A 24,541-nucleotide genomic window follows, 5' to 3' on the forward strand; every position below is an offset into this window, starting at 1 on the left:
GGTGTTCTGTGTGTGGTGGCATTCCCCGGAACCGTGTGGTTGGCGGGGAATGAAAGCCTGACGATGTGTGTCGTATTCAGTTTGTGTGGTGTGGTGTTTCAGAGTTGTAGAGTGGATGCGTAGCATGTTTGTGGGCAAGTCCTCGGCCTATTAGTACCAGTCAACTTCACACATTGCTGTGCTTCCATTTCTGGCCTATCAACCCACTGGTCTGGTGGGGGCCTTAACCCATGACGGGTGGGAGACCTCATCTAGGAACAGGCTTCCCGCTTAGATGCTTTCAGCGGTTATCCCTTCCGAACGTAGCTAACCAGCCGTGCCCCTGGTGGGACAACTGGCATACCAGAGGTTCGTCCGTCCCGGTCCTCTCGTACTAGGGACAGCCTTCCGCAAGTCTCCTGCGCGCGCGGCGGATAGGGACCGAACTGTCTCACGACGTTCTAAACCCAGCTCGCGTGCCGCTTTAATGGGCGAACAGCCCAACCCTTGGGACCAACTCCAGCCCCAGGATGCGACGAGCCGACATCGAGGTGCCAAACCATGCCGTCGATATGGACTCTTGGGCAAGATCAGCCTGTTATCCCCGGGGTACCTTTTATCCGTTGAGCGACACCCCTTCCACCAGGTGGTGCCGGATCACTAGTCCCGACTTTCGTCCCTGCTCGACCCGTCGGTCTCACAGTCAAGCTCCCTTGTGCACTTGCACTCAACACCTGATTGCCAACCAGGCTGAGGGAACCTTTGGGCGCCTCCGTTACTCTTTGGGAGGCAACCGCCCCAGTTAAACTACCCACCAGGCACTGTCCCTGAACCAGATCATGGTCCGAGGTTAGATTTCCCATTCGACCAGAGTGGTATTTCAACGATGACTCCACCCACACTAGCGTGTGAGCTTCCCAGTCTCCCACCTATCCTACACAAGCCGAACCGAAAACCAATACCAAGCTATAGTAAAGGTCCCGGGGTCTTTCCGTCCTGCCGCGCGTAACGAGCATCTTTACTCGTAGTGCAATTTCGCCGGGCCTGTGGTTGAGACAGCCGGAAAGTCGTTACGCCATTCGTGCAGGTCGGAACTTACCCGACAAGGAATTTCGCTACCTTAGGATGGTTATAGTTACCACCGCCGTTTACTGGCGCTTAAATTCTCAGCTTCGCCCCGAAGGGCTAACCGGTCCTCTTAACGTTCCAGCACCGGGCAGGCGTCAGTCCGTATACATCGAATTGCTTCTTCGCACGGACCTGTGTTTTTAGTAAACAGTCGCTTTCCGCTGGTCTCTGCGGCCAACCCACGCTCCCACCGCGAGGGTGTTCACGTGTTTTGGCCCCCCTTCTCCCGAAGTTACGGGGGCATTTTGCCGAGTTCCTTAACCACAGTTCACCCGATCGCCTTGGTATTCTCTACCTGACCACCTGTGTCGGTTTGGGGTACGGGCCGCACATGCACTCGCTAGAGGCTTTTCTCGGCAGCATAGGATCACTCACTTCCCCTCATACGGGTACGCATCACGTCTCAGCCCCGTGAGTGGCGGATTTGCCTACCACTCGGCCTACACGCTTACACCAGTCATACCACTTACTGGCGGAGCTACCTTCCTGCGTCACCCCATCACTTGACTACTACAGGATCAGGTCCCACGCTCCACCCCCCACCTTCCCGAAGGAAGTTAAGGGAGCTTCGGGTGGTTAGTCTCACCTGCCTCATCAGGGACGCACACACGCGGGTACGGGAATATCAACCCGTTATCCATCGACTACGCCTGTCGGCCTCGCCTTAGGTCCCGACTTACCCTGGGCGGATTAGCCTGGCCCAGGAACCCTTGGTCATCCGGCGGCAGAGGTTCTCACTCTGCTTTCGCTACTCATGCCTGCATTCTCACTCGACCACCCTCCACCATTAGCTTCCGCCATGGCTTCCCTGGATGATCGACGCTCCCCTACCCATCAACACGACTGCACCCACACCCGAAAGCATGGGCGGATCTCATGTGTCAATGACACAGCTTCGGCGGTGTGCTTAAGCCCCGCTACATTATCGGCGCAGGACCACTTGACCAGTGAGCTATTACGCACTCTTTCAAGGATGGCTGCTTCTAAGCCAACCTCCTGGTTGTCTGGGCAATCCCACATCCTTTTCCACTGAGCACACACTTAGGGGCCTTAGCTGGCGTTCTGGGCTGTTTCCCTCTCGACGACGAAGCTTTTCCCCCGCCGTCTCACTGCCGCACTCTCACACACCCGTATTCGGAGTTTGGTTGACTTCGGTAACCCGGTAAGGCCCCTAGGCCATCCAGTAGCTCTACCCCAGGTGTGAAACATACGACGCTGCACCTAAATGCATTTCGGGGAGAACCAGCTATCACGGAGTTTGATTGGCCTTTCACCCCTACCCACAGCTCATCCCCTCAGTTTTCAACCTAAGTGGGTTCGGGCCTCCACGCCGTCTTACCGGCGCTTCACCCTGGCCATGGGTAGATCACTCCGCTTCGGGTCTAGACCACGCGACTCACACGCCCTATTCAGACTCGCTTTCGCTACGGCTACCCCACACGGGTTAACCTCGCCACGCAGCACTAACTCGCAGGCTCATTCTTCAAAAGGCACGCCATCACCAAACCCGAAAGTTCAGCTCTGACGGCTTGTAAGCACATGGTTTCAGGTACTCTTTCACTCCCCTCCCGGGGTACTTTTCACCTTTCCCTCACGGTACTCGTCCGCTATCGGTCACCAGGAAGTATTTAGGCTTACCGGGTGGTCCCGGCAGATTCACAGCAAATTCCACGAGCTCGCTGCTACTCGGGAACACCAACAAGACATGCCAACACAGTTTTCACGTACGGGACTCTCACCCACTACGGCGCACCATCCCAGGCGCTTCCGCTAACCATGCAACACATCCCAGAGAATGGCAGTCCTCTGACGCTAGGTCCCACAACACCACACACACAACCCCTGCCAGGTATCACATGCATGCGGTTTAGCCTCCTCCGCTTTCGCTCGCCACTACTCACGGAATCACAATTGTTTTCTCTTCCTACGGGTACTGAGATGTTTCACTTCCCCGCGTTCCCTCCACACACCCTATATATTCAGGTGCGGGTAACACTCCATCACGAGTGCTGGGTTACCCCATTCGGACACCCTCGGATCTCAGCTCGGTTGACAGCTCCCCGAGGCTTATCGCAGCCTCCCACGTCCTTCATCGGCTCCTGATGCCCAGGCATCCACCATGTGCTCTTAATAACTTGACCACAAAGATGCTCGCATCCACTCTACAATTCTCAAACACCACACCCAAAACAACACTCACGTGTTGCCTCAGGACCCAACAGTGTGCCTCATCCACAACCACCACCAACCAGCAAACCAGGCCCCTTCCACGCCAACCCCACAACAGGAGGCTCGCAGTACTAAACACCCAGCCACCAACCAGCAGCAGCCCTCACCAGCAGTTCCACAATTCCTCGAGCAACCAGGCAACACCACACTCGGATGTTCCACCCAGCCACCCCACCAACCACAACAGCAGCTGATGGACGTGATGTGCTCCTTAGAAAGGAGGTGATCCAGCCGCACCTTCCGGTACGGCTACCTTGTTACGACTTCGTCCCAATCGCCAGTCCCACCTTCGACCACTCCCTCCCCACAAAGGGGGTTGGGCCATGGGCTTCGGGTGTTACCGACTTTCGTGACGTGACGGGCGGTGTGTACAAGGCCCGGGAACGTATTCACCGCAGCGTTGCTGATCTGCGATTACTAGCGACTCCGACTTCACGCAGTCGAGTTGCAGACTGCGATCCGAACTGAGACCGGCTTTAAGGGATTCGCTCCACCTCACGGTATCGCAACCCTCTGTACCAGCCATTGTAGCATGTGTGAAGCCCTGGACATAAGGGGCATGATGACTTGACGTCATCCCCACCTTCCTCCGAGTTGACCCCGGCAGTCTCCCACGAGTCCCCACCATTACGTGCTGGCAACATAGGATAAGGGTTGCGCTCGTTGCGGGACTTAACCCAACATCTCACGACACGAGCTGACGACAGCCATGCACCACCTGCACACAGGCCACAAGGGAACCGACATCTCTGCCGGAATCCTGTGCATGTCAAGCCCAGGTAAGGTTCTTCGCGTTGCATCGAATTAATCCACATGCTCCGCCGCTTGTGCGTGCCCCCGTCAATTCCTTTGAGTTTTAGCCTTGCGGCCGTACTCCCCAGGCGGGGCGCTTAATGCGTTAGCTACGGCACGGACAACGTGGAATGTCGCCCACACCTAGCGCCCAACGTTTACAGCGTGGACTACCAGGGTATCTAATCCTGTTCGCTCCCCACGCTTTCGCTCCTCAGCGTCAGTATCGGCCCAGAGTCCCGCCTTCGCCACCGGTGTTCCTCCTGATATCTGCGCATTTCACCGCTACACCAGGAATTCCAGACTCCCCTACCGAACTCAAGTCTGCCCGTATCGACCGCACGCTGAAGGTTAAGCCTCCAGTTTCCACGGCCGACGCGACAAACCGCCTACGAGCTCTTTACGCCCAATAATTCCGGACAACGCTCGCACCCTACGTATTACCGCGGCTGCTGGCACGTAGTTAGCCGGTGCTTCTTCTCCAGGTACCGTCACCCCAAAAGGGCTTCGTCCCTGGCGAAAGAGGTTTACAACCCGAAGGCCGTCATCCCTCACGCGGCGTCGCTGCATCAGGCTTGCGCCCATTGTGCAATATTCCCCACTGCTGCCTCCCGTAGGAGTCTGGGCCGTGTCTCAGTCCCAGTGTGGCCGGTCGCCCTCTCAGGCCGGCTACCCGTCGTCGCCTTGGTAGGCCATCACCCCACCAACAAGCTGATAGGCCGCGGGCCCACCCCATACCGCCGGAGCTTTCCACCACCACCCATGCAGGCAATGATGCGTATCCGGTATTAGACCCCGTTTCCAGGGCTTATCCCAAAGTACAGGACAGGTTACCCACGTGTTACTCACCCGTTCGCCACTCATCCACCACCCGAAGATGGCTTCAGCGTTCGACTTGCATGTGTTAAGCACGCCGCCAGCGTTCGTCCTGAGCCAGGATCAAACTCTCCAACAATGAACAAAATTGAAGAGAATCATCGACTCTTAAAAAAAACTCAAAAAAGAACCAACAAAGGTTCAAAAAAATCTACTGGCTTAGTAAACAAAGCACACTGTTGAGTTCTCAAACAACACGCACCGCAAATCACTCTAAGTTTAGAGAAATCCTTGGTAGTTGCTGCCCTTAGCGAAGCCTCAACCCCGGACAGTAGTCTCATCGACTTTATCAGGGGTCTCGGCCCAACCTTGGGCCGTCGCAGTACGTTACCCGGTCCGTCTCGCGGTGTCAACCCGCTCGGCCCGGGTGGGTTCTTGCTGACTGGGTTAAACCCTATCAGCCGTCTCCCTACCGGTCCTTCAGGGGGTCTTTCTCCCCGTCGGCCCGGCGTTCCTGGCGACATGGAGAACATTACACGTCCCCATGATCGCCAAAAACGGGGGGTCCCTTTCTTCGAAAGCGCAGGTCAACGCGGTACGCCCGGCGAGGGGGCGTGTTAGGCCCCCGACGCGAGCAACGCGGCGAGCTCACCGACGGCCCGACGAAGCTCGCGACCGAACGCGTACATCGGCTCCGCGACAGGGCGCGGCGTACTGAGATAGATCGCCAGTCGCTCCGGCAGCAACACGTAGCCGACGCCGATGCACTTGCCACTCGTCGACCCAAAGCCGAAGTACCGGATGTTGACCGACGGTGCGGAACTCGTGCTGAGGTAGTCGTCGCGCATCCGAAGCCACCCCGGCGACTCGTACAGCGCGAACGGCTCGGTCACACCCAACTCCGCCCCACGTCGCTGCTGGATCAGTTGCAGCTCCCACAGGTGTTGCTCGGGCGCCTGTCCGGTCTGGCATTCCTTCGCGCGCGCGACGTGCTTGTCCGCCGCGGCCCGGAACGCGTCGCGACGAGCTACCTCGTCGACGTCGTCGTCGGTCATCGCGGCGACGAACCGTTGCAGCTCGGGCGTGACCACCCGCATCGCCTCGGTCCTGCCCCGCCGGTACTGCCGGGTCGCGATCGACTCGTACGTCGCGCCCTGCAAGCCCTTCGCCCGATAGTGGGCCAATTGGTACGCGCATTGCATGAACGCGTCCGGCGAGACCCCGAGCTTCTTAGCGGTGTTAGCGCCGAAGTCGTCGAAGGACAGCAGGGACGTCGCGGTGTCTGCGGCTTGCGCGGCGAACGACTCCGCCGCCGAGGTGATGTCGGCCCGCAGCGCGTCCGTGAGCGTGAACTCGATCGGCGCGACGGCGGGTTTGCCCTGCGCTACCGCGCCCGACCGCGCCGAGTGGGATTCTGCGGTGTCGTCGAACAGCGCGTCCACGAACCGCAGGACGGTGGTGCCGTCCAGCTCGCAGTGCTCGACATTGATGCCCGCCGTGCCATCAGCGAACACGATGAACGAGACCGCCTTGTCGAACCAGCGGTTGGCGCTGTCACCGTGCAGCAGCTGGTCACAGGTTTGGTGGGCATCGTCAGGCACGAGGTCGTCGAGGCAAACACAGAACAGTGCCCGCTCGACCTCGTCGAGCAACGCGGAGTTGCCAGCATCGGCGGCGAGCAAATCCTGCCTGGTTGCTGCCCACTCAGCCCGCGCCTTGGTGGTGAGGTGTCCCACGGACGTCCCTGACGCGGCCGGTATGGCACCGGCGTCCATCACCGCCCGCATACCGTCCGCGAGTTCGTCGAGCGTGTGTGGTGTGCCCTGCTCGCCGAGGACGTCCATCCGGAACATGTTGCCCCGGTAGAACACCAGGATGTGTCGCTCGGTCGACGGCCCTGGCCACTCGTCGCTGTACGGTGCGCGGACCGTGTCCTGCACCTCACCGGGGATGCGCGTCGTCGAGAACAGGAATTTGTTCTGATCCATCGACTGCGGCACACCGCGTTGCACAATCGGCGGCACGCGTTCCTCATCGAGCAACGACTTGTAGTGCAGCGCGGACGCGATCAGACCCGCCGCCCGTTCGGCTTGACCGGCGGCGACGTCGTTGAACAGAAAGAAGAAGTTCGCGTTGAGCGCGATGCGGTCTCGGCGGCCAAGGTAGCGGTATGGCCAGAAGGTGTCGAGCCAACTGTGTACGCCCTCGGTGGCGTCGTACTCGGCCAACGCGGCGTGCAGGGTGTGCGCCGCGCTGCCCTCTCGCTGGAACTCCTCGACCGCGGCCTTCGTCTCGGCCAGTTCGTCCTCGGTCAGCAGCGGTGTGCACCACTCAAGAAACCGTTCGCAGCTCTCCGCCACGCTCGGCAACGGCACCCTGGGCAGGTCGTCATCGTTGCCGAAGGTCCGGGTGGACAGGTTTTCGCTACCGCTCACGCTCAATCCTCACGTCACTGCTCGGGTACGTCGATGGTGCTGCGCTCCCCGCGTGGCACGGAGAGATAGAGCTGGGCATACAGCCAGCCGTCGGTTTCAAGGCCCTCGGGATCGACGCCGTGCGCCGTCAGTGTGTCGACCATTCGGACCTGCTCATGCTCGTCAGCGAACCGCCGTTGCTTGAACACGCCGTCGACCGGAATGGTGTCGTAACCCAGCCGCGTGAGCATGTCGGCAACCGGGCCGAACGGGAACATCCGGAGCACGAAGTGCGCCAGCCACGGCCTGCGCTCCCCCGCGGCCGTGATGACACGTTCCAGTGTCGTGCCTGTGACATAGCCCAGGCAACCAGTGGAAATCACCAGGTCGGTGCCCGCGATCCTGGCGCGCTGCTGCTCGGTTGGCTCCCGCGACTCCAGGTCGGCGTGGACGTCGGCGTCGAGGAATCCGGCCTCTCGCGCGTAGGCGAGCGCGGGTTGGGCGGCGTCCAGCCCGACGAAGCGGTGCCGATCCAGCCCGCCGCGTGCCCGCACCAACTGGCGGTCCTGCCGCAGCAGCTCAGCGCGCGACACCGACATCACCGCGTCGTCGCAGTACCGGTCGTAGAGCTCGTCCATCGTCAGATCGCAATTCAGCAGCGCGGCGTTGATACCGTACGAACAACCGATATCAACAATCTGACACGTCGTCACCCCACGCGCCTGCCGATAGTCGTCGACTAATTTCGCGAAGTACGGTTTCGCGAGTTGCGGAATGCAGTAATCGAGCTCCCGCAGCGTGCGAAAGTACGCACGGGGATCTGATTGCGCGTAAATGTGATCGAGCGACACTTTCCCGGTGGCGTCGAACCCCACGGACCGGGCCTCCTTCTTAGTCGAGAAGTTGATCGACCCGCACCGCGTGCGCGGCGGCGGCATGGTGTTCCGGCAGCACCCTGCCAAAAAGCTGCTTGGTGCGAGCCGGTGTGCCAATGACTCCGTCGCGCTCACTGTAGGCGAAGATCGCCGTGTGCCGCGCGCGTTCGCCCTGGACAGCGCTCACCCGGTGCAGCGCGTAACGACCCTTGAACAACTGCAGGTCGCCCGGCCGTAGTTCGAGCGTGCGGATCAGGTGTTCGCCGTCGCCAGCGAGGACCGCGTTGACGTCGTCGAAGTTCTCCGACTCCGCTGAGCGGATGTTGGGGCAGTACTCGAAGGTCCCGCCGGCTTGCGACTCCTGGGTGAGCATGGTGACGGTGAACTCGTTGGTGTCGAAGTGCCACGGGTGCTCCTTGCCCGGCGACACGACGTTGAGCACCAGCCCGGCGAGCGGGTCGGCCAGCGGATGGATCTCGGTCAACTCGAAGCAGTCGGCGAGGAACCGCTGGAACAACGTGCTCAAGTAGAGCCGGTGGATGATCGTGTCGGACGGGATGGCGTCCCGCGGCACGAAAGCGTTGCCGCGCTGCATCGGCGTCCTGCCTGGATGGTCGTCCGGCAGGTCGGCGTCGGTGTCGACGTTGTATGCGTTGACCGTCTCCGCGTCGTAGTACGCGCTCGGCGCCATCTCGGCGCCCTCGCTCCGCAGCACGTCGCGCAGCTCCGGCCGGACGAACTCGGCCAGGACACTGCAGCCGTCGTCGCGCAGTTCGTCGCGGATGGTGGCGACGGTCTCGCGCCACCGGTCGCTTCCTGGGTCCGATAACGGGTACCTCTCGGTATTGACCAATTGCTCAACGACCTGAGTTCCCGAAGCGTCCATTCACAGCCCTTTCCGTGGAGCGAATTAACCAGGAAGCTCGCAGCAGATTACCAGAATTAATGCGGCGAAATCAGTGCTTCAAATTGAGCTGTGAGGACGGACACACCGCCGGGATAACGCGGCCGAACAGCGTACCAATCGCGCTGGGACGACACTAGAGGAATGGGGGAATTCATGGCACACGAACAACGCGAAATGTGAAAATCCGCGTTGTTCGCGTACCAGTCGCAGACATCAGACGACAGGAAGCAGCGTCCGCAGCTCGTACGGTGTGACCTCGCTGCGGTAGTTGTCCCATTCGACTCGCTTGTTGCGCAGGAAGAAGTCGTAGACATGCTCGCCAAGCGCGTCCGGCAACAACTCGGAGCGCTCCATCTCGGTCAGCGCCTCACCGAGGTTCTGCGGCAGCTGCTTGTAGCCCGCCGCCCTGCGCTCGGTTTCGCTCAGCGTCCAGATGTTGTCCTCGGCCGCGGGTGGCAGCTCGTAGCCCTCGCTGATGCCCTTCAATCCAGCGGCCAGGATCACCGAGTACGCCAGGTACGGGTTACACGCCGAGTCGAGTGAGCGCAGCTCAACCCGGCGAGAGGATGCCTTGCCCGGCGAGTACATCGGCACCCGCACCAGCGCGGAACGGTTGGCCCTGCCCCAGGACACCGTTGTCGGGGCCTCGCCGCCGACGATCAGCCGTTTGTAGGAGTTCACCCACTGGTTGGTGACACCCGAGATCTCCCGCGCGTGCGCCAGCAGACCCGCGACGAACGCCTTACCCGTCTTGGACAGCTCGTCGGGGTCCTCCGGGTCGTAGAAGGCGTTCTGGTCGCCCTCGAACAGGCTCAGGTGGGTATGCATCCCGGAGCCGGGCTGGTCGGAGAACGGCTTGGGCATGAAGGTGGCCCGCACGCCCTGGGTCAGTGCGACCTCCTTCACCACGTAACGGAACGTCATCACGTTGTCGGCCATGGTCAGCGCATCGGCGTAGCGCAGGTCGATCTCCTGCTGGCCGGGCGCGCCTTCGTGGTGACTGAACTCCACCGAGATGCCCATCGCTTCCAGCGTCTCGATGGCATGCCTGCGGAAGTGTGCCGCGGTGGCGTGGCTGGCCTGGTCGAAGTAGCCGCCGTTGTCGGCGGGGATGGGTGGTGCGCCGTCCGCGGGGGCGTCGGCGAGCAGGAAGAACTCGATCTCCGGGTGCACGTAACAGGTGAAACCGGCCTCACCCGCCTTGGACAGCTGCCTGCGCAGCACATGGCGAGGATCAGCCCAAGACGGCGAGCCGTCCGGCATCGCGATGTCGCAGAACATCCGCGCCGAGTAGTGCCCGCCTTCCGGCGTCTCCCACGGCAGCACCTGGAACGTCGCGGGGTCCGGCTTGGCCACCATGTCCGACTCGTAGACCCTGGCGAAGCCCTCGATGGCGGAACCGTCGAAGCCGATGCCCTCGGTGAAGGCTCCCTCCAGCTCGGCGGGCGCGACAGCCACCGATTTCAGGAACCCGAGCACGTCGGTAAACCACAGCCGGACAAAGCGAATATCGCGTTCTTCAAGCGTGCGCAGCACGAACTCCTGCTGGCGATCCATGCAGGGAGACTAACTGCAACGCACGTGCGCCCGCATGTGACATGCCCTACCGTGACGGCCCGTCTTCGGCGGCGGCCAGCGGCTCATCGCTCGGCGCACGGCGGATGCGCAGCGACATCACCGTGGCAAGCACGCACAATCCACCCGCGCCGTACCAGGCAACGTCGTAGCTGCCGAGTTGGTCGCGCGCCGCGCCAGCGGCGAATGCGGCGATGGCCGCACCGACCTGGTGCGACGCGAACACCCAGCCGAACACGATCGGGCCAGCGGCAGGGCCGAACCAGTGCCGGCACAGCGCGACCGTCGGCGGCACGGTCGCCACCCAATCGAGGCCGTAGAAGATCACGAACGCCCACATGGGTGGTTCCGTCGTCGGGGCGAACAGCTGTGGCAGCAGTACCAGCGCGCCACCGCGCAGCGTGTAGTAGACGCCGAGCAGCAAACGCGGATCCACCCGATCGGTGAGCCAGCCGGACGCGACCGTGCCGACGATGTCGAAGATGCCGACCAGCGCAAGCAGGCTGGCCGCCGTCGTGTAGGGCATACCGTGGTCGTGTGCGGCTGGCACGAAGTGGGTGCCTATCAACCCGTTGGTTGACGCGCCGCAGATCGCGAAGCCACCCGCGAGCAGCAGGAACGTCCGGTTGCGAATGACGTCGGCTAGCACCCGAACCGCTCGTGCCGCGCTGCCGCCTGCCCGCACCGGGGGTTCGTCGTGTGGCGTCGCGCTATCCGGGACGACGTCTGTCGCGCCGTAAGCCGTCGTAGCGACGTCGCGAGGGTGGTCCCGCAGGAAAGCGAGCACGAGCGGGACGACGCCGAGCGCGGCGAGCGCCACCGCGAGCGAGGCCTCCCGCCAGCCGTAGCGGGTCGCGAGCATGGCCACCAGCGGCAGGAACACCAGCTGCCCCGCCGCGCTGCCCGCGGTGAGCAGCCCGCTGACCAGTCCCTTGCGCGCGACGAACCAGCGGCTGGTCAGCGTCGCGACCAGGGTCAGCGCCATCGCGCCTGTCCCCGTGCCGACCAGCACGCCCCAGAGCAGTAGCAACTGCCAGCTCGACGTCATGAACACCGTAAGGCCGCTTCCGGTGCCGACGAGCAGCAGTGCGCACGCGACGACACGGCGCATGCCGAAGCGTTCCATCAGTGCGGCGGCGAACGGCGAGATCAGGCCGTAGAGCACCAGATTGATCGAGACCGCGGCCGAGATCGTGCCGCGCGACCAGCCGTACTCGGCGTGCAGCGGATCGATGAGGACGCTGGGGGCCGCCCGGAATCCTGCCGCCCCGACCAGCGCGATGAAACCAGCGAAGGCCACCAGCCAGGCCCAGTGCGGCCGCCGTCGCATTGCGCGCGGCCGCTGCGAGAGATCGACGAGAGTCACCCGTCCAGGTTCGCCGGGCGGTCACCGCCGTACCAGTGGCAAGATTGCCACTATATGAGAAAATCTTGCCATGGCTCATCGCGTCGCGGTGCTGGCGATCGGGGAGGTCGTCGGCTACGACATGCACATCCCGCCGCAGATCCTGGCCGAAGCGCACCAGGACGGTGTCCCGCTTTACGACGTCAAACTGTGCGGCGTCGACGACCGCCCGGTGCGCGTCAGCGCCGGGTATGAAGCCCAACTCGATCACGGACCGGAGATCCTGGCCGACGCCGACACCGTGATCATTCCTGGCACCCGCACACCGGGACCGAGGCATCGGGGCGTGTTGACCGATGACATCGCGGCCGCGCTCGCCCTGGTCCGGCCCGGCACGCGGGTGATGTCGATCTGCACTGGCGCGTTCGTCCTCGGCGCGGCTGGGCTGCTGGACGGCCGCACAGCCACGACGCATTGGGCGTACGCCGCCGACTTCCGGCGGCTGTATCCGCGGGTCGAGCTACACGAGGACGTGCTGTTCGTTGACGATGGCGACGTGCTCACCTCGGCGGGGCTCGCTGCTGGCGTCGACCTGTGCCTGCACGTGCTGCGCTCCGATCACGGCAGCGAGGTCGCCAATCACGCCGCCCGCTTCTGCGTGGTGCCGCCGTGGCGAGACGGTGGCCAGTCGCAATTCATCGAGGCCCCGCTGCCGCAACAGGGCATCGGCAGCACGGCGGCGACGCGGACCTGGGCGCTCGCTCGGCTCGGCGAACCGCTCACCCTCGGGATGCTCGCAGCGCACGCCATGATGAGCGAGCGCACGTTCAGCAGGCGGTTCCGCGCGGAGACCGGGCTACCGCCGCACGCCTGGTTGACCAGGCAGCGGGTGGACCATGCCCGCAGACTGCTCGAATCCACCGACCTGCCGGTGGATCAGGTCGCGGCGGAAGCGGGCCTCGGCAGCGCGGCGTCGCTGCGCAAACACTTCAGCGCGGTGCTCGGCGTGCCACCGCTGGCATACCGGCGAACGTTCGCCACCGGCGCGTGAGCTGGACGCCAGACCCAGTCGAACGGGCAACGGGCAAGGCCATCGTGCGGTCTGGCCAGCGCGGGTTCAGCCCGAGCAGCGCAGGCCCTTCTTCGGCAACGTGCCGTCGATGAGGTAGTCGATACCTGCCTGATCCACGCACTGTTTGCCCTGCGCGAACACGGTGTGCTGAGTGCCTTCGTAGGTCAGCAGCCTGCCGTCCATCGCGTTCGCGAGTTGCACGCCCGCCTTGTATGGCGTCGCCGGGTCGTTCGTCGTCGAGATGACCAGCACGGGCGGCACACCCTCGACATCGGGCAGGTGCGGTTCGGAGGTGTTCGGCACCGGCCAGAACGCGCACGCGTCGCGGGCATCGCTGATCGGACGGCCGCTGTCAAGGAAAGGCGCGACCTTCGCATAACGGCGTTGTGCTGCGAGGATCTTGTCGCGGTCGGTCACCCTCGGGTCGTCGACGCAGCGGATGGCGGCGAAAGCGTCCTGCGTGCTGGAGTACTCACCGTCCGGGCCACGCTCGTTGTACTGGTCCGCGAGCGCCATCAACGTCTCGCCCCGGCCCCGCCGCAATTCGTTGAGCCCGGTGTTGAGCTTCTCCCACAACTGACGCGAGTACAGCGCCTGCACGGTCGCCGTGGTGGCGTCCTCGAACGACAAGTCCCTGCCGTCGCCGATGGTGACCGGGTTGTCTATCAGTGGCTGAACCAGGTCCTGGTAGCGCTCGGTGGCCTCGCCCTGGTCGTCGTCGAGGGCGCAGTCTTGCCGCTTCCCGCACCACTTGACGAACTCAGCGAAGGCGTCACCGAAACCTTTGCCCTGCGCGACCAGCGAGTCGACGATGTCCTGCTCGGGGTCGAGCGCGCCGTCGAGCACCATGGCGCGCACGTTGTCCGGGAACTGCTCGGCATAGGTGTAGCCGATCCGGGTGCCGTAGGAATAGCCAAGGTAGGTGAGCTTCTCGTCACCGAGCACCGAGCGGAGGACGTCCATGTCCTTGACGACGTCGCGGGTGCCGATATTGGCCAGCATCTCCTCGCCGTGCGTTGTCCGCTTCGCGCACTTGCGCGCGAACGCCCGCTCCTCGGCTTCCTGCTCCTTGACGCCCTGCGGGGTGCCGTCGACCTCGCTGTCATCCGCGCGGTCCGCGTCGCGTTCAGCGTCGGTAAGGCATTCGATGGTGGGGGTGCTCGCGCCGACGCCGCGTGGGTCGAAGCCGACGATGTCGAACCGCTCCCCCAGCTTGCTGATGGTCGGTGAGAACCGCAGGCTGGCGGCGGCCTCCATGCCGGACACCCCTGGGCCGCCGGGGTTGACCAGCAGTGAGCCGATCCGGTCGCCCTGCGCGCGGGTGCGCAGCACACCGACCTCGATGGTCTCCGCGTCCGGGTTCTCGTAGGACAGCGGCACCGAAAGCCGCGCGCACTCCACTTCCTGTGCGGCGAAGGTCTGCTCCGCGATCGCGGTGGTCGCGTACGGCGCGCAGTCGCCCCAGTCCAGTCGCTGCCCGTAGTAGTCCTCGAGACCGTCGGGCACCGGTCCGACGGGCCCAGCTGGCGCGCGCTCGTCGCCCCGAGGGTCGCCGTCTTCGAGGGCGGTACAGGCGGTCGCGGCCACAAGAACGGCGCCGACCAGGGCGAGGAGTTTACGAGAAGAAGGTGGCACGCTGCGATCGTGCCATGAAACGACGGAACCCGAAGGAGTCATATGCCGTTGGACCGGGCGGTGCTTGCCGCCGAGCCGGGAGACTGGGCACGATCCGGTCCCGTCGGTCACGCTGAGCATACGGCGGTTCAGGGATGATGGCAGGCATCAGGCGCAGAGGACGAGGAGACGGTTGAATGGCGCTCGGGCGAGCCCCCATGCGGACGCGGGTAGGCAAACGGCTGCGCAGGATCATCGAACGGCCTGCGAGCGTTGAGCTGACCAAGTACGAGAAGCTGCTGCCCGCCATCGGAGAGCGCGAGGACGACCTGCGGGATCGCTCCGACGATGACCTCGGCCGGGCAGCGCGGGAACTGCGCACCGACGGCGACTTCAGCACCGAGCAGCTGATCGAGTTCTGCGCGCTCGGCAGGGAGGCGGGTCGGCGCGCGCTTGGGGAACGTGCCTTCGACGTCCAGATGCTCGGGGTCATGGGGCTGCTCTCGCAGCACGTGGTGCAGATGGCCACCGGCGAGGGCAAGACGCTGGTCGGTGCGCTCGCCGCGTGCGGGCACGCGCTACAGGACAAGCGCGTGCACCTCATCTCGGTCAACGACTATCTCGCCAAACGCGACGCCGAGTGGATGCGGCCGGTGTTCGAACTGCTGGGAGTGTCCGTCGACTGGGTGGAGCCCGCCACGACGCACGCCGAGCGCAAGGATGCCTACGGCTGCGACGTCACCTACGGCGCGGTCAGCGAGATCGGCTTCGACATGCTCCGCGACCGGCTGGTGACGAAGGCGGATGACCGGGTGCTCCCTCGGCCAGAGGTGGCGATCGTCGACGAGGCCGACTCGGTGCTGGTCGACGAGGCGCGAGTGCCGCTGGTGATGGCGGGCTCGGTAGACGCGGGCGTCGTCGACGAGGAGGTCGCCAAGATCGTCCGGCGACTGCGCCTCGGGCTGCACTACGAGACCGACTCCGACGGCAAGAACGCCTGGCTGACCCCTGCTGGTTCGTCCGTCGTGGAGAAGGCGCTCGGCGGCATCGACCTCTACGACGAGTCCGGCGCCGAACGGCTCGCCGCCGTCAACGTGGCGCTGCATGCGCACGCGCTACTCGCCCGCGACGTCGACTACCTGGTGCGCGACGGCAAGGTGCAGCTCATCAACACATCCAGGGGCCGCGTCGCGGAGCTGCAGCGCTGGCCGGACGGGCTGCAGGCCGCCGTCGAGGCGAAGGAGCAGTTGCCGCCGTCGGATCGCGGCGAAGTGCTCGATTCGATCACGGTGCAGGCGCTCATCGCGCGGTATCCGGTGGTGGCTGGCATGACCGGCACGGCGGTGGCCGTCGCGGAGACGCTACGGGAGTTCTACAAGCTGGAAGTGGCCGTCATCCCGCCGAACACCCCGAACATCCGCGTCGACGAGCCGGACCGGATCTTCACGTCGCCATCGCAGAAGCTGCGCGCGATCGTCGCGGAGATCAGCCAGGTCCACGAGGAGGGCAGGCCGATCCTGGTCGGCACCCAGGACGTCGCGGAATCGGAGGAGCTGGCGGAGAAGCTGACCAAGGCCGGGCTGACCTGCACCGTGCTCAACGCGCGCAACGACGCGGAGGAGGCCGAGATCATCGCCGAGGCGGGCAAGCCGGGCACGATCACGGTTTCCACACAGATGGCGGGCCGTGGCACCGACATCAAGTTGGGCGGCAGCGCGGTCGACGCAGCCGAACGAGACAAAGCGGTCGAGCTGGGCGGGTTGTATGTCATCGGCACCGCGCGGTACCCGAGCAGCCGGCTGGACGACCAGTTGCGGGGCCGTGCGGGACGCCAGGGCGATCCCGGCGGTTCGGTGTTCTTCGCGAGTCTGGAGGACGACCTGGTGATGGCCGGTGCCCCCGACGTACCGGAGGGTCTCGCCGCCGATGACGACGGCGAGATCACCGACCCTGCGGCCCTGCGCCACCTCAACCACGCGCAGCGCGTTGTCGAGGGCGCCAACCAGGAGATTCACCGCAACACCTGGCGCTACACCCGGCTGATCGAGCGGCAGCGCAGCGACCTGCTGACATTCCGCGACGAGGTCCTGCTCACCGACACCGCGGCGGAGCACATGCGGGCAGAGGAGCGGGAACGCTACGACGAGCTCGCCGAGCAGCTGTCCGAGGAGACGCTGGCGCAGATGTGCCGGGAGATCATGCTGTTCCACCTCGACCAGCTGTGGTCCGATCACCTGGCGTTTCTCGCGGACGTGCGAGAGAGCATCCACCTGCGTGCGCTGGGCAAGGAGACGCCGATCGACGAGTTCCACCGCGCGGCGATCCCGGAATTCCACAAGATCATCAACGAGGCGAAGGACAGCGCGGTGAAGACGTTCGCCGACACCGAGGTCACCGATGACGGCGTCGATCTGGCTGGCGCCGGGGTGAAGCGACCGACGTCGACGTGGACGTACCTCGTGCACGACAACCCGTTCGACTCCGACGCCGAGCAGGCGTTGAAGAAGATCCGAGGGACGTTGCGGAAGAAGCGGCGGTAGAAACCGTGGGTGGCCGGTGCAGAATGGGCGCATGGCTCAACTGCGGATGGCGCTGGCTCAGCTCAACCCGACCGTCGGTGATCTGACCGGCAACGCCGACCTGATCGTCGAGGCGACCAGGAAGGCCGCCGACGAAGGCGCGCACGTCGTCGTCACCGGTGAAATGGCGCTGACCGGCTATCCCGTCGAGGATCTTGTGCTGCGCGACACGTTCGTGCGGGCATCAGCGGCGGCGCTTGAGTCACTGGCGACACGGTTGCGGGACGAAGGCTGCGGCGACGTGCTCACCTACGTCAGCTACCTGGACACCGACGACGTCGGCCCGCGCGATGCCGCCGCCGCGCTGTACCAGGGCGAGGTCGTCGCACGGCAATTCAAACACCACCTGCCGAACTACGGCGTGTTCGACGAGTACCGCTACTTCAAACCGGGGCAAACGCTCGACGTCGTCCGGCTGCACGGCATCGACATCGGCATGGTGATCTGCGAGGACATCTGGCAGGACGGCGGCCCGATCGCCGCGCTGGGCGAGGCGGGTGTCGATCTGGTGGTGGTGCCGAACGCTTCGCCCTACGAGCGATCCAAGGACGAGCAGCGACTGCCGCTCGCCGCGCGGCGTGCGGCGGAGGCTGGTGCGCCGCTGGCGTACTGCAACCAGGTCGGCGGCCAGGACGACCTGGTCTTCGACGGCGACTCTTTCGTCGTCGACGCCGACGGCACCGTACTGGCCCGTGCGCCGCAGTTCACCGAGCACCTGCTGATCGTCGACCTCGACCTTCCGGCAGGCACCTCGCACGCCACCGGCGTCTTCGCGGGACTGGACGTCCGCCGCATCGTGCTGTCGGATGCCCAGCTGCGCGTGTACGAGCCACAACCGGCACCACCGCTGGCCGAGCCGTTGTCCGATCCGGCCGAGGTGTGGACGGCACTGGTCATCGGCCTTCGCGACTACGTGCACAAGAACGGCTTCCGTTCGGTGATCTTCGGTTTCTCCGGTGGTATCGACTCCGCCGTGTCGGCCGCGATCGCCGTCGACGCACTCGGCGCGGACGCGGTGCATGGGGTCTCGATGCCGTCGAAGTACTCCTCGGAGCACTCACAGTCCGATGCGTCCGAGCTGGCGCGGCGGCTGGGCTGCCACTTCCGGGTGGAGCCGATCGCCGACATGGTGCAGTCCTACGTCGGTCAGCTGGAATTGTCCGGGCTTGCCGAGGAGAACGTGCAGGCCAGGGTGCGTGGTGTGCTGCTGATGGCACTGTCCAACGCCGAAGGCCACCTGGTGCTTGCCACCGGTAACAAGACCGAGATCGCCGTCGGCTACTCCACGATGTACGGCGACGCCGTCGGCGCGTTCGCCCCGATCAAGGACGTCTTCAAAACACATGTGTGGGAGCTGGCGCGCTGGCGCAACGACGTCGCGGCGCAGCGCGGTGAGACCCCGCCGATCCCGGAGAACTCCATCACCAAGCCGCCGTCGGCGGAGCTGCGCCCGGACCAGCTCGACACCGACTCACTGCCGGATTACTCGCTGCTGGACGACATCCTCGACGACTATGTCGAGGGCGATCGCGGTTTCGCGGACCTGCTGACGCAAGGCTTCGACCCGGCGCTCGTCGACCGAGTCGTGCGGATGGTCGACATCGCGGAGTACAAGCGGCGGCAGTACCCACCAGGGACAAAGATCACGTTCAAGGCGTTCGGGCGGGATCGCAGGCTGCCGCTGACCAACCGCTGGCGCGAGACGCACTGAGGCGCTCCGGTCCCGCCGCTAGCGGGACGCCGCACCTGCATGCGATGTGACCCTCGTCGCACCATTGCTGCACACCGGGTCGTGCGGTGCCACGCTTGGCGTGCACACCCCGCGACTTCGGCCGTCCACTCGCGCAGTCGACCGCACTACGGCGACGAGCGCATACGAGGGGCCACGGCGCGAGCACGGGCAACACCCACTGCCCGGGGACCCGGATCGGGCCCCGAGGAAGGACGGTCGATGATGTCAGCAGGCTCCCCCGGCGCGGAAGAAGCCGCTCCGTACGGCTCCGGCAGCGCACAGCAGTCGAAGCCACCGAAGAAGGTACGGGTCCACCACCTGCGTGAGATGAAGGAACGCGGCGAGGCGTGGCCCATGCTCACCGCCTACGACATGTACACCGCGCAGTTGTTCGACGAGGCCGGCATTCCGGTGCTGCTCGTCGGAGATTCCGCGGCGAACAACGTCTACGGCTACGAGACGTCGATCCCGGTGACGGTCGATGAGCTGTTGCCGCTGGTCCGTGCGGTCACCCGGTCGGTGCAGAGGTCGCTCGTGGTCGCTGACCTGCCGTTCGGGTCGTACCAGCTCTCGCCGGAGCAGGCGCTGGAGACGTCAGTGCGGTTCATGAAGGAAGGCCTCGCACACGCCGTCAAGCTGGAAGGCGGACGAAAGTTCGCGCCGCACGTCGAGGCGCTGACGTCGGCCGGGATTCCCGTGATGGGCCACATCGGCTTCACACCGCAGAGTGAGCACAACCTCGGTGGGTACCGGGTGCAGGGCCGGGGCGAGGCGGGCCAGGAACTGCTCGCCGACGCGCTCGCGCTGCAAGAGGCCGGTGCGTTCGCCGTCGTCATGGAGATGGTGCCCGCCGAGGTCGCGAAGCAGATCACGCATGAACTGACGATTCCGACCGTGGGCATCGGGGCCGGTCCAGACTGCGACGCGCAGGTGCTGGTCTGGCAGGACATGGCCGGGCTGCGGCGCGGCAAGTCACCGCGGTTCGTCAAGCGCTACGCCGACATGGCTGGCGTGCTGTCCGAGGCGGCGGCGACGTTCGCGGCCGAGGTTCAAGCCGGGGAATTCCCAGGACCGGAGCACGCCTTCCACTAAAGCGGCAGGCGCGGTGAGACTCGCCGCGGCTACGGTGAGACTCGCGGGGCGGCGATGGCGGCGGCCAGTTCGCGGTTGGCGTCCACAAGGGACGGTCCGTACCAGGTGAGATAGCGGCCGGAGACCAGCACGTACGGCACGCCAGGGAAGGCATCGGGGCCGTCGGCCTCGGTGAACTCCCACGGCTCGTCCGGCAGCACCAGCAGCTCGGCCTCGCCCCCGTCGAACCGCGCGGCGATCTCATCGCGCTTCGGCCTCGGGTACCGCTCGGCGTGGTCGGCATAGACGTTGGCCACGCCCAGCCGGTGCAGCACGTCGCCGCCGAAGGTGTCGCGGCCGATCACCACCCACGGTTTACGCCACACCGGAACCACGGCATGTACCCGCGGGGGCAGCGTCTCCGACCAGGCGTGTTCGGCATCGACCAGCCATTGCGGCTCATCAACGCCGAACGCCTGGGTGAGCAGCCTCCGCAGCGAGCCGAGCGCGTCGGGCACGGTCGCGGGCGCGGCCATCACCCACACCGGGATGCCGTCGGCGCGCATTCGCTCGACGTCTTCCTTGCGGTTCTCCTCGGAGTTAGCCAGCACCAGATCGGGCCGTAGCGCGAGGACTTCGTCGACTTTCGGGTACTTCGAGCCACCAACCCGGGTCACGTCGAGGTCAACCGGATGGGTGCAGTAGTCGGTGGCACCCACGATGGTGCCGTCAAGACTGACCTCGACCGCCTCGGTCAGGCACGGCACCAGCGACACCACCCGCTCGGGTGTCCCTCGTAGCGGCACCTCTTCGCCAAGATCGTCGATCAAGTGCATCCTGGTCACGGTACCGGCTCCAGGGTGACCGTCCGCGCGGTCGTGTCGACCGCCGTGAGCCGGACGGTGACGCGCTGCCCCTCGGCGAGGTCGGTGCCGTCGCAGCTGGCCAAGACTGGCGGGTCGGAAATCAGCACCTCAACCTGCTCGCCGCCGCCGCGCAGCACCACGGCGTCGAACGTCTCACCGACCCGGTCCGCGAGCACCCACGACTCGACCTGGTCGAGGCAGGCGCGCTCCACCTTGGCGGCGAGCGCGTCGGACGTGCCCATCGCCGACGGCAGTTCAGCCAGCCCGGCGCGGGTCCACTCCGGAACCTCCGTGCCAGCGCAAACGGCGAGGCACACCTCGGTGGCATAGCGGTCGACCAACCGCCTGATCGGTGCCGTGACGTGCGTGTACGGGCCACCGATCCCAGCGTGCGATGACGCGCTGGGTGGCGCACCGTCGAACGTGGTGTAGCCCGCGCCACGCAGCAGTCGGGTGCTGTCGGCGTAGAAGGCCAGCGACTCGGGCCGCGCCGGATCGAGGCCGCTGAGGACATCGGCGACACCGGTGCCGTGCGGCCAGTCGATGCCCAGCGCCTGTGCGGACTCCCGTAACCAGCAGTGCGCGTCCTCGTCCGCCTCGACGACAGTGCGCAGGATGCCCACCCCTGCCTCCAGCATCAGCTCCGCCGCACACATGCCGGTGAGCAGCGAAATCTCGGCGTTGAACGCGTCGATTTCGGTGCGCAGCCGCAGCGCGAGCCGCCAGCCGCCGTTGCCGTCGGAAGTCACCTCCTGTTCGGGCAGTTGCAGCTCGATCGCGCCGCGCTGAGCGGCGAGCCGTCGCCGGAGCGTGCCGAACTCCGGCAGCGTGGCCAGCGAAGGGTGCACCTCACCGCGCGCGACGTCGTTGACGACGCCCTGATAGTCGAACCGGCCAACGGAGCGCACGATCGCTCTGCGGACGTCGATGTCGACTGGGTTGCCCTCGTCGTCGGTGTCGATGGTCCACAGCACGGCCGGGCGGACCTCGCCAGGCAGCAGGCTCGCGGCTCGCTCGGAGAGCACCGGCGGATGCAACGGCACGGTGCCGTCCGGGAGGTAGAGCGTCTGGCCCCTGGCGGTGGCTTCCCGGTCAACGGCGCCGGACGGCGTGACGAACGCGCCGAGGTCAGCGATGGCATACCGAACCCGGTAGCCGTGGGACAGCCGCTCGACGCGCATCGCCTGGTCGAGATCGCGCGCGCCGGGTGGATCGATGGTGACAACGGGAATGTCGGTGGCGTCGTAGCGGTCGCCACTCAACTCGCGGGCGCGTACCACGGCGTCCTCCGCTTCCGCGAGGGTATCGGGAGCGAAGCCGTCTGGCAGATCGAACTCGGCGCGGACGGCGGCGAAGTCCCATCGCCGCCCTGACGTCCGCGCCGGGGGTAGCGGGTCGCTACTCATCCGAATCCCGATTGCCCCATTCCCGGTCGGCTCGGTCGGCCTCCTCGGTGCGTTGCCTGGCGATTTCGAGGGCGCGCCGCGCGGTCGCCTCGTCGGGATAAGGCCCGAGCCGGTCAATCGCCCGGGACACCTCGAGGTGCTCGACCTCACCGGTCTTGGTGTTGTAATACCAACCTTTGTCCGGGTTCGGGTCCTTCTTCTTGCGCCACAGTGCCATACCCCCAGTCTGGCCCAAGAATGGCTGGGAGCACATATGCCAGCGCGGCACACCGCCCAGTTAGCCGCCGTACCGGTAGGGGCGCTCGATCGGGTCACCGGTCGGCCCGAAGTCACCGCCTACGGGCTCCGCGCCACTCGCCGGAGCCGTGCCGGTTGCCGGGCTGGGCCAGTCCATCGCGGCGTCTTCCACCGGATCGGGCATCGGCGTGCCGCGTGCGGGAGTCTCCGGCTCCGCCAGTGAGGCGGGCGGTGGAGACTGCGGGCGCTGCTGCGCGGGAACGGCGTGGCCACCGGGCTGCTCGGCACCAGGCACCGGCTGCCACACGGGTTGCGGACCGATGTTCATCGGGGCCGCGCGTTGCGGCGCTGGCTGCTGCGGCTGTTCCTGCGGTGCGGGTGCCGGTTCGGCGGGAGCCTGCTGCTGCCGCCGCACGCTCCTCTCGGAGACCACCGGGTCGAGGCACGTCACCAGCACCGTGGTCTCCTCTGGCTCGTCAACCCTACGGCCGCTGCGTTCTCGGTAGACGAGCTCACCGTCATCGTCCATCTCGACGGTGTATCCCGCTTCGGCGAGCTGTTCCTCATCCAGGTCGGTGAGCTTCTCCTCGCGGGAGGGCAGCACGCGGTACTTCGGCCATGACAAGTCCCGGTGCATGTGGTGGAACTGCTCGAGCACACTGGCGATCTGCCGCTGCCACGGCAACGGCATGTCCTCTGCGATGGAGCGGGGCAGCACGACGTACTCGGCGGTGACGCCGGGGCCGCCCCTGGCAAGCTGGTCGGCCAGCGGCGTGCTCGACGCGGGCGGCCCGGCATGCCGGGGCAACGGCGCGGCCGCGAACGAGCTGCGCGGGTCCTGCTCCTGTTCCTCGGGCGCTTGCTTGCCCCTCTTGCCAAGGCGTTTCACGGCACCGCTCCTTCCTCACACCCCTGGCCGGACGGCTACCGGCAGCATCTCGGGCTCGCCGAACGTGACGTCCCTGGTGTGCACCGGCACGCCGGACTGCTGCGCTTCGACGATCTGGCCGTCGCCGATGTACATCGCCACGTGGTGGATCGTGCTCGGGTCAGACTCGTCATAGGCCCAGAACAGCAGGTCTCCCGGTTTCGCCTTCTCCACGGGCAGCTTCGCTCCCGCGTGGTACTGGTCGCGAGACACCCGCGGCATGATGATCCCAGCGGACTCGAACGCTCGCATCAGCAAACCGGAGCAGTCGTAGGCGTCCGGCCCTTCCGCGCCCCACACGTACGGTTTGCCGCGCTCACCCATGGCGAACTCGATCGCCTTGGCGGCCGCCTTGCTCGGCGGCAGCGCGAGCCCGACACCCTCACCACAACCCGCCGCGTCGGCGACATCGCCGATGTTCTCGACGAGGTGGACGGCCATGGCTTCCCACCGGTGGTAGCGATCGGGAAAGGCCGAGCGCTCGACCGCCTGCGCGGCATCGCCTGGCCGCATCGCCTGCCAGTTCGGGATCTGCTCAAGGACGTCGTAGAACTTGTTGACCTGGTACGGCGGGTCCGTCACCTCCGAGACCGTGCCCCAGCCCATCGACGGACGCATCTGGAAAATGCCGAGCGAATCGCGGTCGCCGTAGTACAGGTTGCGCAACCCGGACTCGGTCATGCCAGCCTGGATCGCGACCTGCCACGCGCGGGGCGGCAGCTTGCGCTTCTTGCCGATGGACACGATCAGCCCAGCCGTATCGAGCTGGTCCCGGGTCAGGTTGGCGGCGTCGGTCGCGCCGACTCGGGGAGCACCAGGTTGGCTTGGCCCGATCATCGCCTCGCAGCTGACGCGATCGACGTCCATCAGCTGCGCGCGCTCGCCCGCGTTGATCACATTGACCACGGTCGTCGCGGCGACGACAAGGCCGAACACGCTGGCCAGGGCAAAGCTCACCACGATGCCAAGCCGCATG

Annotated in this window: 15 protein-coding genes and 2 rRNA genes; 4 read left to right on the forward strand and 13 right to left on the reverse strand. The window is 65.4% G+C overall.

Annotated features, from left to right (window positions below; genetic code table 11):
• Positions 1-130 precede the first annotated feature (130 nt).
• The 7 genes from AMYHA_RS24455 to AMYHA_RS24485 all read right to left on the reverse strand — a co-directional run bounded on the left by AMYHA_RS24455 (position 131) and on the right by AMYHA_RS24485 (position 12,045).
• Positions 131-3,248, reverse strand: a 23S ribosomal RNA gene (locus AMYHA_RS24455).
• Positions 3,249-3,551: 303 nt separating this feature from the next.
• Positions 3,552-5,083 (reverse strand): 16S ribosomal RNA (locus AMYHA_RS24460).
• The 16S and 23S rRNA genes sit together here, the layout of an rRNA operon.
• A 478-nt stretch (positions 5,084-5,561) precedes the next feature.
• A complete protein-coding gene (locus AMYHA_RS24465; RefSeq protein ID WP_407919894.1) occupies positions 5,562-7,379 on the reverse strand; it encodes a choline/carnitine O-acyltransferase in 1,818 nt (605 codons plus the stop codon).
• Positions 7,380-7,393: 14 nt separating this feature from the next.
• Positions 7,394-8,233 (reverse strand): hypothetical protein, encoded by an 840-nt coding sequence (locus AMYHA_RS24470; protein ID WP_051400265.1) that lies wholly within the window; start codon positions 8,231-8,233, stop codon positions 7,394-7,396.
• Positions 8,234-8,249: 16 nt separating this feature from the next.
• Complete coding sequence (locus tag AMYHA_RS24475; protein WP_034274919.1) at positions 8,250-9,119, reverse strand: HalD/BesD family halogenase; 870 nt, start codon at positions 9,117-9,119, stop codon at positions 8,250-8,252.
• Between the two features lie 234 nt (positions 9,120-9,353).
• The gene (gene glnA, locus AMYHA_RS24480) at positions 9,354-10,697 is read right to left on the reverse strand and encodes a type I glutamate--ammonia ligase (protein WP_034274921.1); all 1,344 of its coding nucleotides are present in this window, start codon (positions 10,695-10,697) and stop codon (positions 9,354-9,356) included.
• A gap of 46 nt (positions 10,698-10,743) precedes the next feature.
• Complete coding sequence (locus AMYHA_RS24485) at positions 10,744-12,045, reverse strand: MFS transporter (protein ID WP_034274923.1); 1,302 nt, start codon at positions 12,043-12,045, stop codon at positions 10,744-10,746.
• 106 nt (positions 12,046-12,151) lie between these two features.
• Between AMYHA_RS24485 and AMYHA_RS24490 the strand changes: the two genes are divergently transcribed.
• Complete coding sequence (locus AMYHA_RS24490) at positions 12,152-13,111, forward strand: GlxA family transcriptional regulator (protein WP_034274925.1); 960 nt, start codon at positions 12,152-12,154, stop codon at positions 13,109-13,111.
• Positions 13,112-13,177: 66 nt separating this feature from the next.
• Here the strand turns inward: AMYHA_RS24490 and AMYHA_RS24495 are convergent, their stop codons facing one another.
• Positions 13,178-14,767 carry an alpha/beta hydrolase gene (locus tag AMYHA_RS24495; protein ID WP_051400266.1) on the reverse strand — a complete coding sequence of 530 codons (1,590 nt, stop codon included), beginning with the start codon at positions 14,765-14,767 and terminating at the stop codon, positions 13,178-13,180.
• A 197-nt stretch (positions 14,768-14,964) separates the two neighbouring features.
• Between AMYHA_RS24495 and secA2 the strand changes: the two genes are divergently transcribed.
• The 3 genes from secA2 (at position 14,965) to panB (ending at position 20,149) form a co-directional block, all read left to right on the forward strand.
• Positions 14,965-17,286 carry an accessory Sec system translocase SecA2 gene (gene secA2 / locus AMYHA_RS24500; RefSeq protein ID WP_034274928.1) on the forward strand — a complete coding sequence of 774 codons (2,322 nt, stop codon included), beginning with the start codon at positions 14,965-14,967 and terminating at the stop codon, positions 17,284-17,286.
• Positions 17,287-17,317: 31 nt separating this feature from the next.
• Positions 17,318-19,036 (forward strand): NAD+ synthase, encoded by a 1,719-nt coding sequence (locus AMYHA_RS24505; protein WP_034274931.1) that lies wholly within the window; start codon positions 17,318-17,320, stop codon positions 19,034-19,036.
• Positions 19,037-19,279: 243 nt separating this feature from the next.
• Entirely contained in the window at positions 19,280-20,149 is an 870-nt protein-coding gene (panB, locus tag AMYHA_RS24510; protein WP_034278714.1) for a 3-methyl-2-oxobutanoate hydroxymethyltransferase, read from the forward strand.
• 29 nt (positions 20,150-20,178) lie between these two features.
• Here panB and AMYHA_RS24515 read toward each other — a convergent pair whose 3' ends face one another.
• Genes AMYHA_RS24515 through AMYHA_RS24535 form a run of 5 tightly spaced genes read right to left on the reverse strand, consistent with a single transcriptional unit; the run spans position 20,179 to position 24,540 of the window.
• Positions 20,179-20,964, reverse strand: coding sequence for a helical backbone metal receptor (locus tag AMYHA_RS24515; protein ID WP_034278716.1), 786 nt, complete (start codon positions 20,962-20,964; stop codon positions 20,179-20,181).
• Positions 20,965-20,969: 5 nt separating this feature from the next.
• A complete protein-coding gene (locus AMYHA_RS24520) occupies positions 20,970-22,400 on the reverse strand; it encodes an RNB domain-containing ribonuclease (protein WP_051400267.1) in 1,431 nt (476 codons plus the stop codon).
• Positions 22,393-22,617 carry a hypothetical protein gene (locus tag AMYHA_RS24525; protein ID WP_034274933.1) on the reverse strand — a complete coding sequence of 75 codons (225 nt, stop codon included), beginning with the start codon at positions 22,615-22,617 and terminating at the stop codon, positions 22,393-22,395. Before AMYHA_RS24525 ends, AMYHA_RS24520 begins: the two co-directional genes overlap by 8 nt.
• 60 nt (positions 22,618-22,677) lie before the next feature.
• Positions 22,678-23,526: a hypothetical protein gene (locus tag AMYHA_RS26670; RefSeq protein ID WP_034274935.1), complete on the reverse strand. Its 849-nt coding sequence runs from the start codon at positions 23,524-23,526 to the stop codon at positions 22,678-22,680.
• 15 nt (positions 23,527-23,541) lie between these two features.
• The gene (locus AMYHA_RS24535; RefSeq protein ID WP_034274937.1) at positions 23,542-24,540 is read right to left on the reverse strand and encodes a C40 family peptidase; all 999 of its coding nucleotides are present in this window, start codon (positions 24,538-24,540) and stop codon (positions 23,542-23,544) included.
• Position 24,541: the final 1 nt, after the last annotated feature.

Origin of the sequence: Haloechinothrix halophila YIM 93223 (genome assembly GCF_000504245.1) — a bacterium.
GTDB lineage: Bacteria > Actinomycetota > Actinomycetes > Mycobacteriales > Pseudonocardiaceae > Haloechinothrix_A > Haloechinothrix_A halophila.

Coding starts and splice junctions, on each gene's coding strand:
- AMYHA_RS24525 (WP_034274933.1), bottom strand. CDS start 22,617: ATGGCACTGTGGCGCAAGAAGAAGGACCCGAACCCGGACAAAGGTTGG.
- secA2 (WP_034274928.1), top strand. CDS start 14,965: ATGCGGACGCGGGTAGGCAAACGGCTGCGCAGGATCATCGAACGGCCT.
- AMYHA_RS24490 (WP_034274925.1), top strand. CDS start 12,152: ATGGCTCATCGCGTCGCGGTGCTGGCGATCGGGGAGGTCGTCGGCTAC.
- AMYHA_RS24535 (WP_034274937.1), bottom strand. CDS start 24,540: ATGCGGCTTGGCATCGTGGTGAGCTTTGCCCTGGCCAGCGTGTTCGGC.
- AMYHA_RS24475 (WP_034274919.1), bottom strand. CDS start 9,119: ATGGACGCTTCGGGAACTCAGGTCGTTGAGCAATTGGTCAATACCGAG.
- AMYHA_RS24485 (WP_034274923.1), bottom strand. CDS start 12,045: ATGCGACGGCGGCCGCACTGGGCCTGGCTGGTGGCCTTCGCTGGTTTC.
- AMYHA_RS24515 (WP_034278716.1), bottom strand. CDS start 20,964: ATGCACTTGATCGACGATCTTGGCGAAGAGGTGCCGCTACGAGGGACA.
- glnA (WP_034274921.1), bottom strand. CDS start 10,697: ATGGATCGCCAGCAGGAGTTCGTGCTGCGCACGCTTGAAGAACGCGAT.
- AMYHA_RS24520 (WP_051400267.1), bottom strand. CDS start 22,400: ATGAGTAGCGACCCGCTACCCCCGGCGCGGACGTCAGGGCGGCGATGG.
- AMYHA_RS24505 (WP_034274931.1), top strand. CDS start 17,318: ATGGCTCAACTGCGGATGGCGCTGGCTCAGCTCAACCCGACCGTCGGT.
- panB (WP_034278714.1), top strand. CDS start 19,280: ATGTCAGCAGGCTCCCCCGGCGCGGAAGAAGCCGCTCCGTACGGCTCC.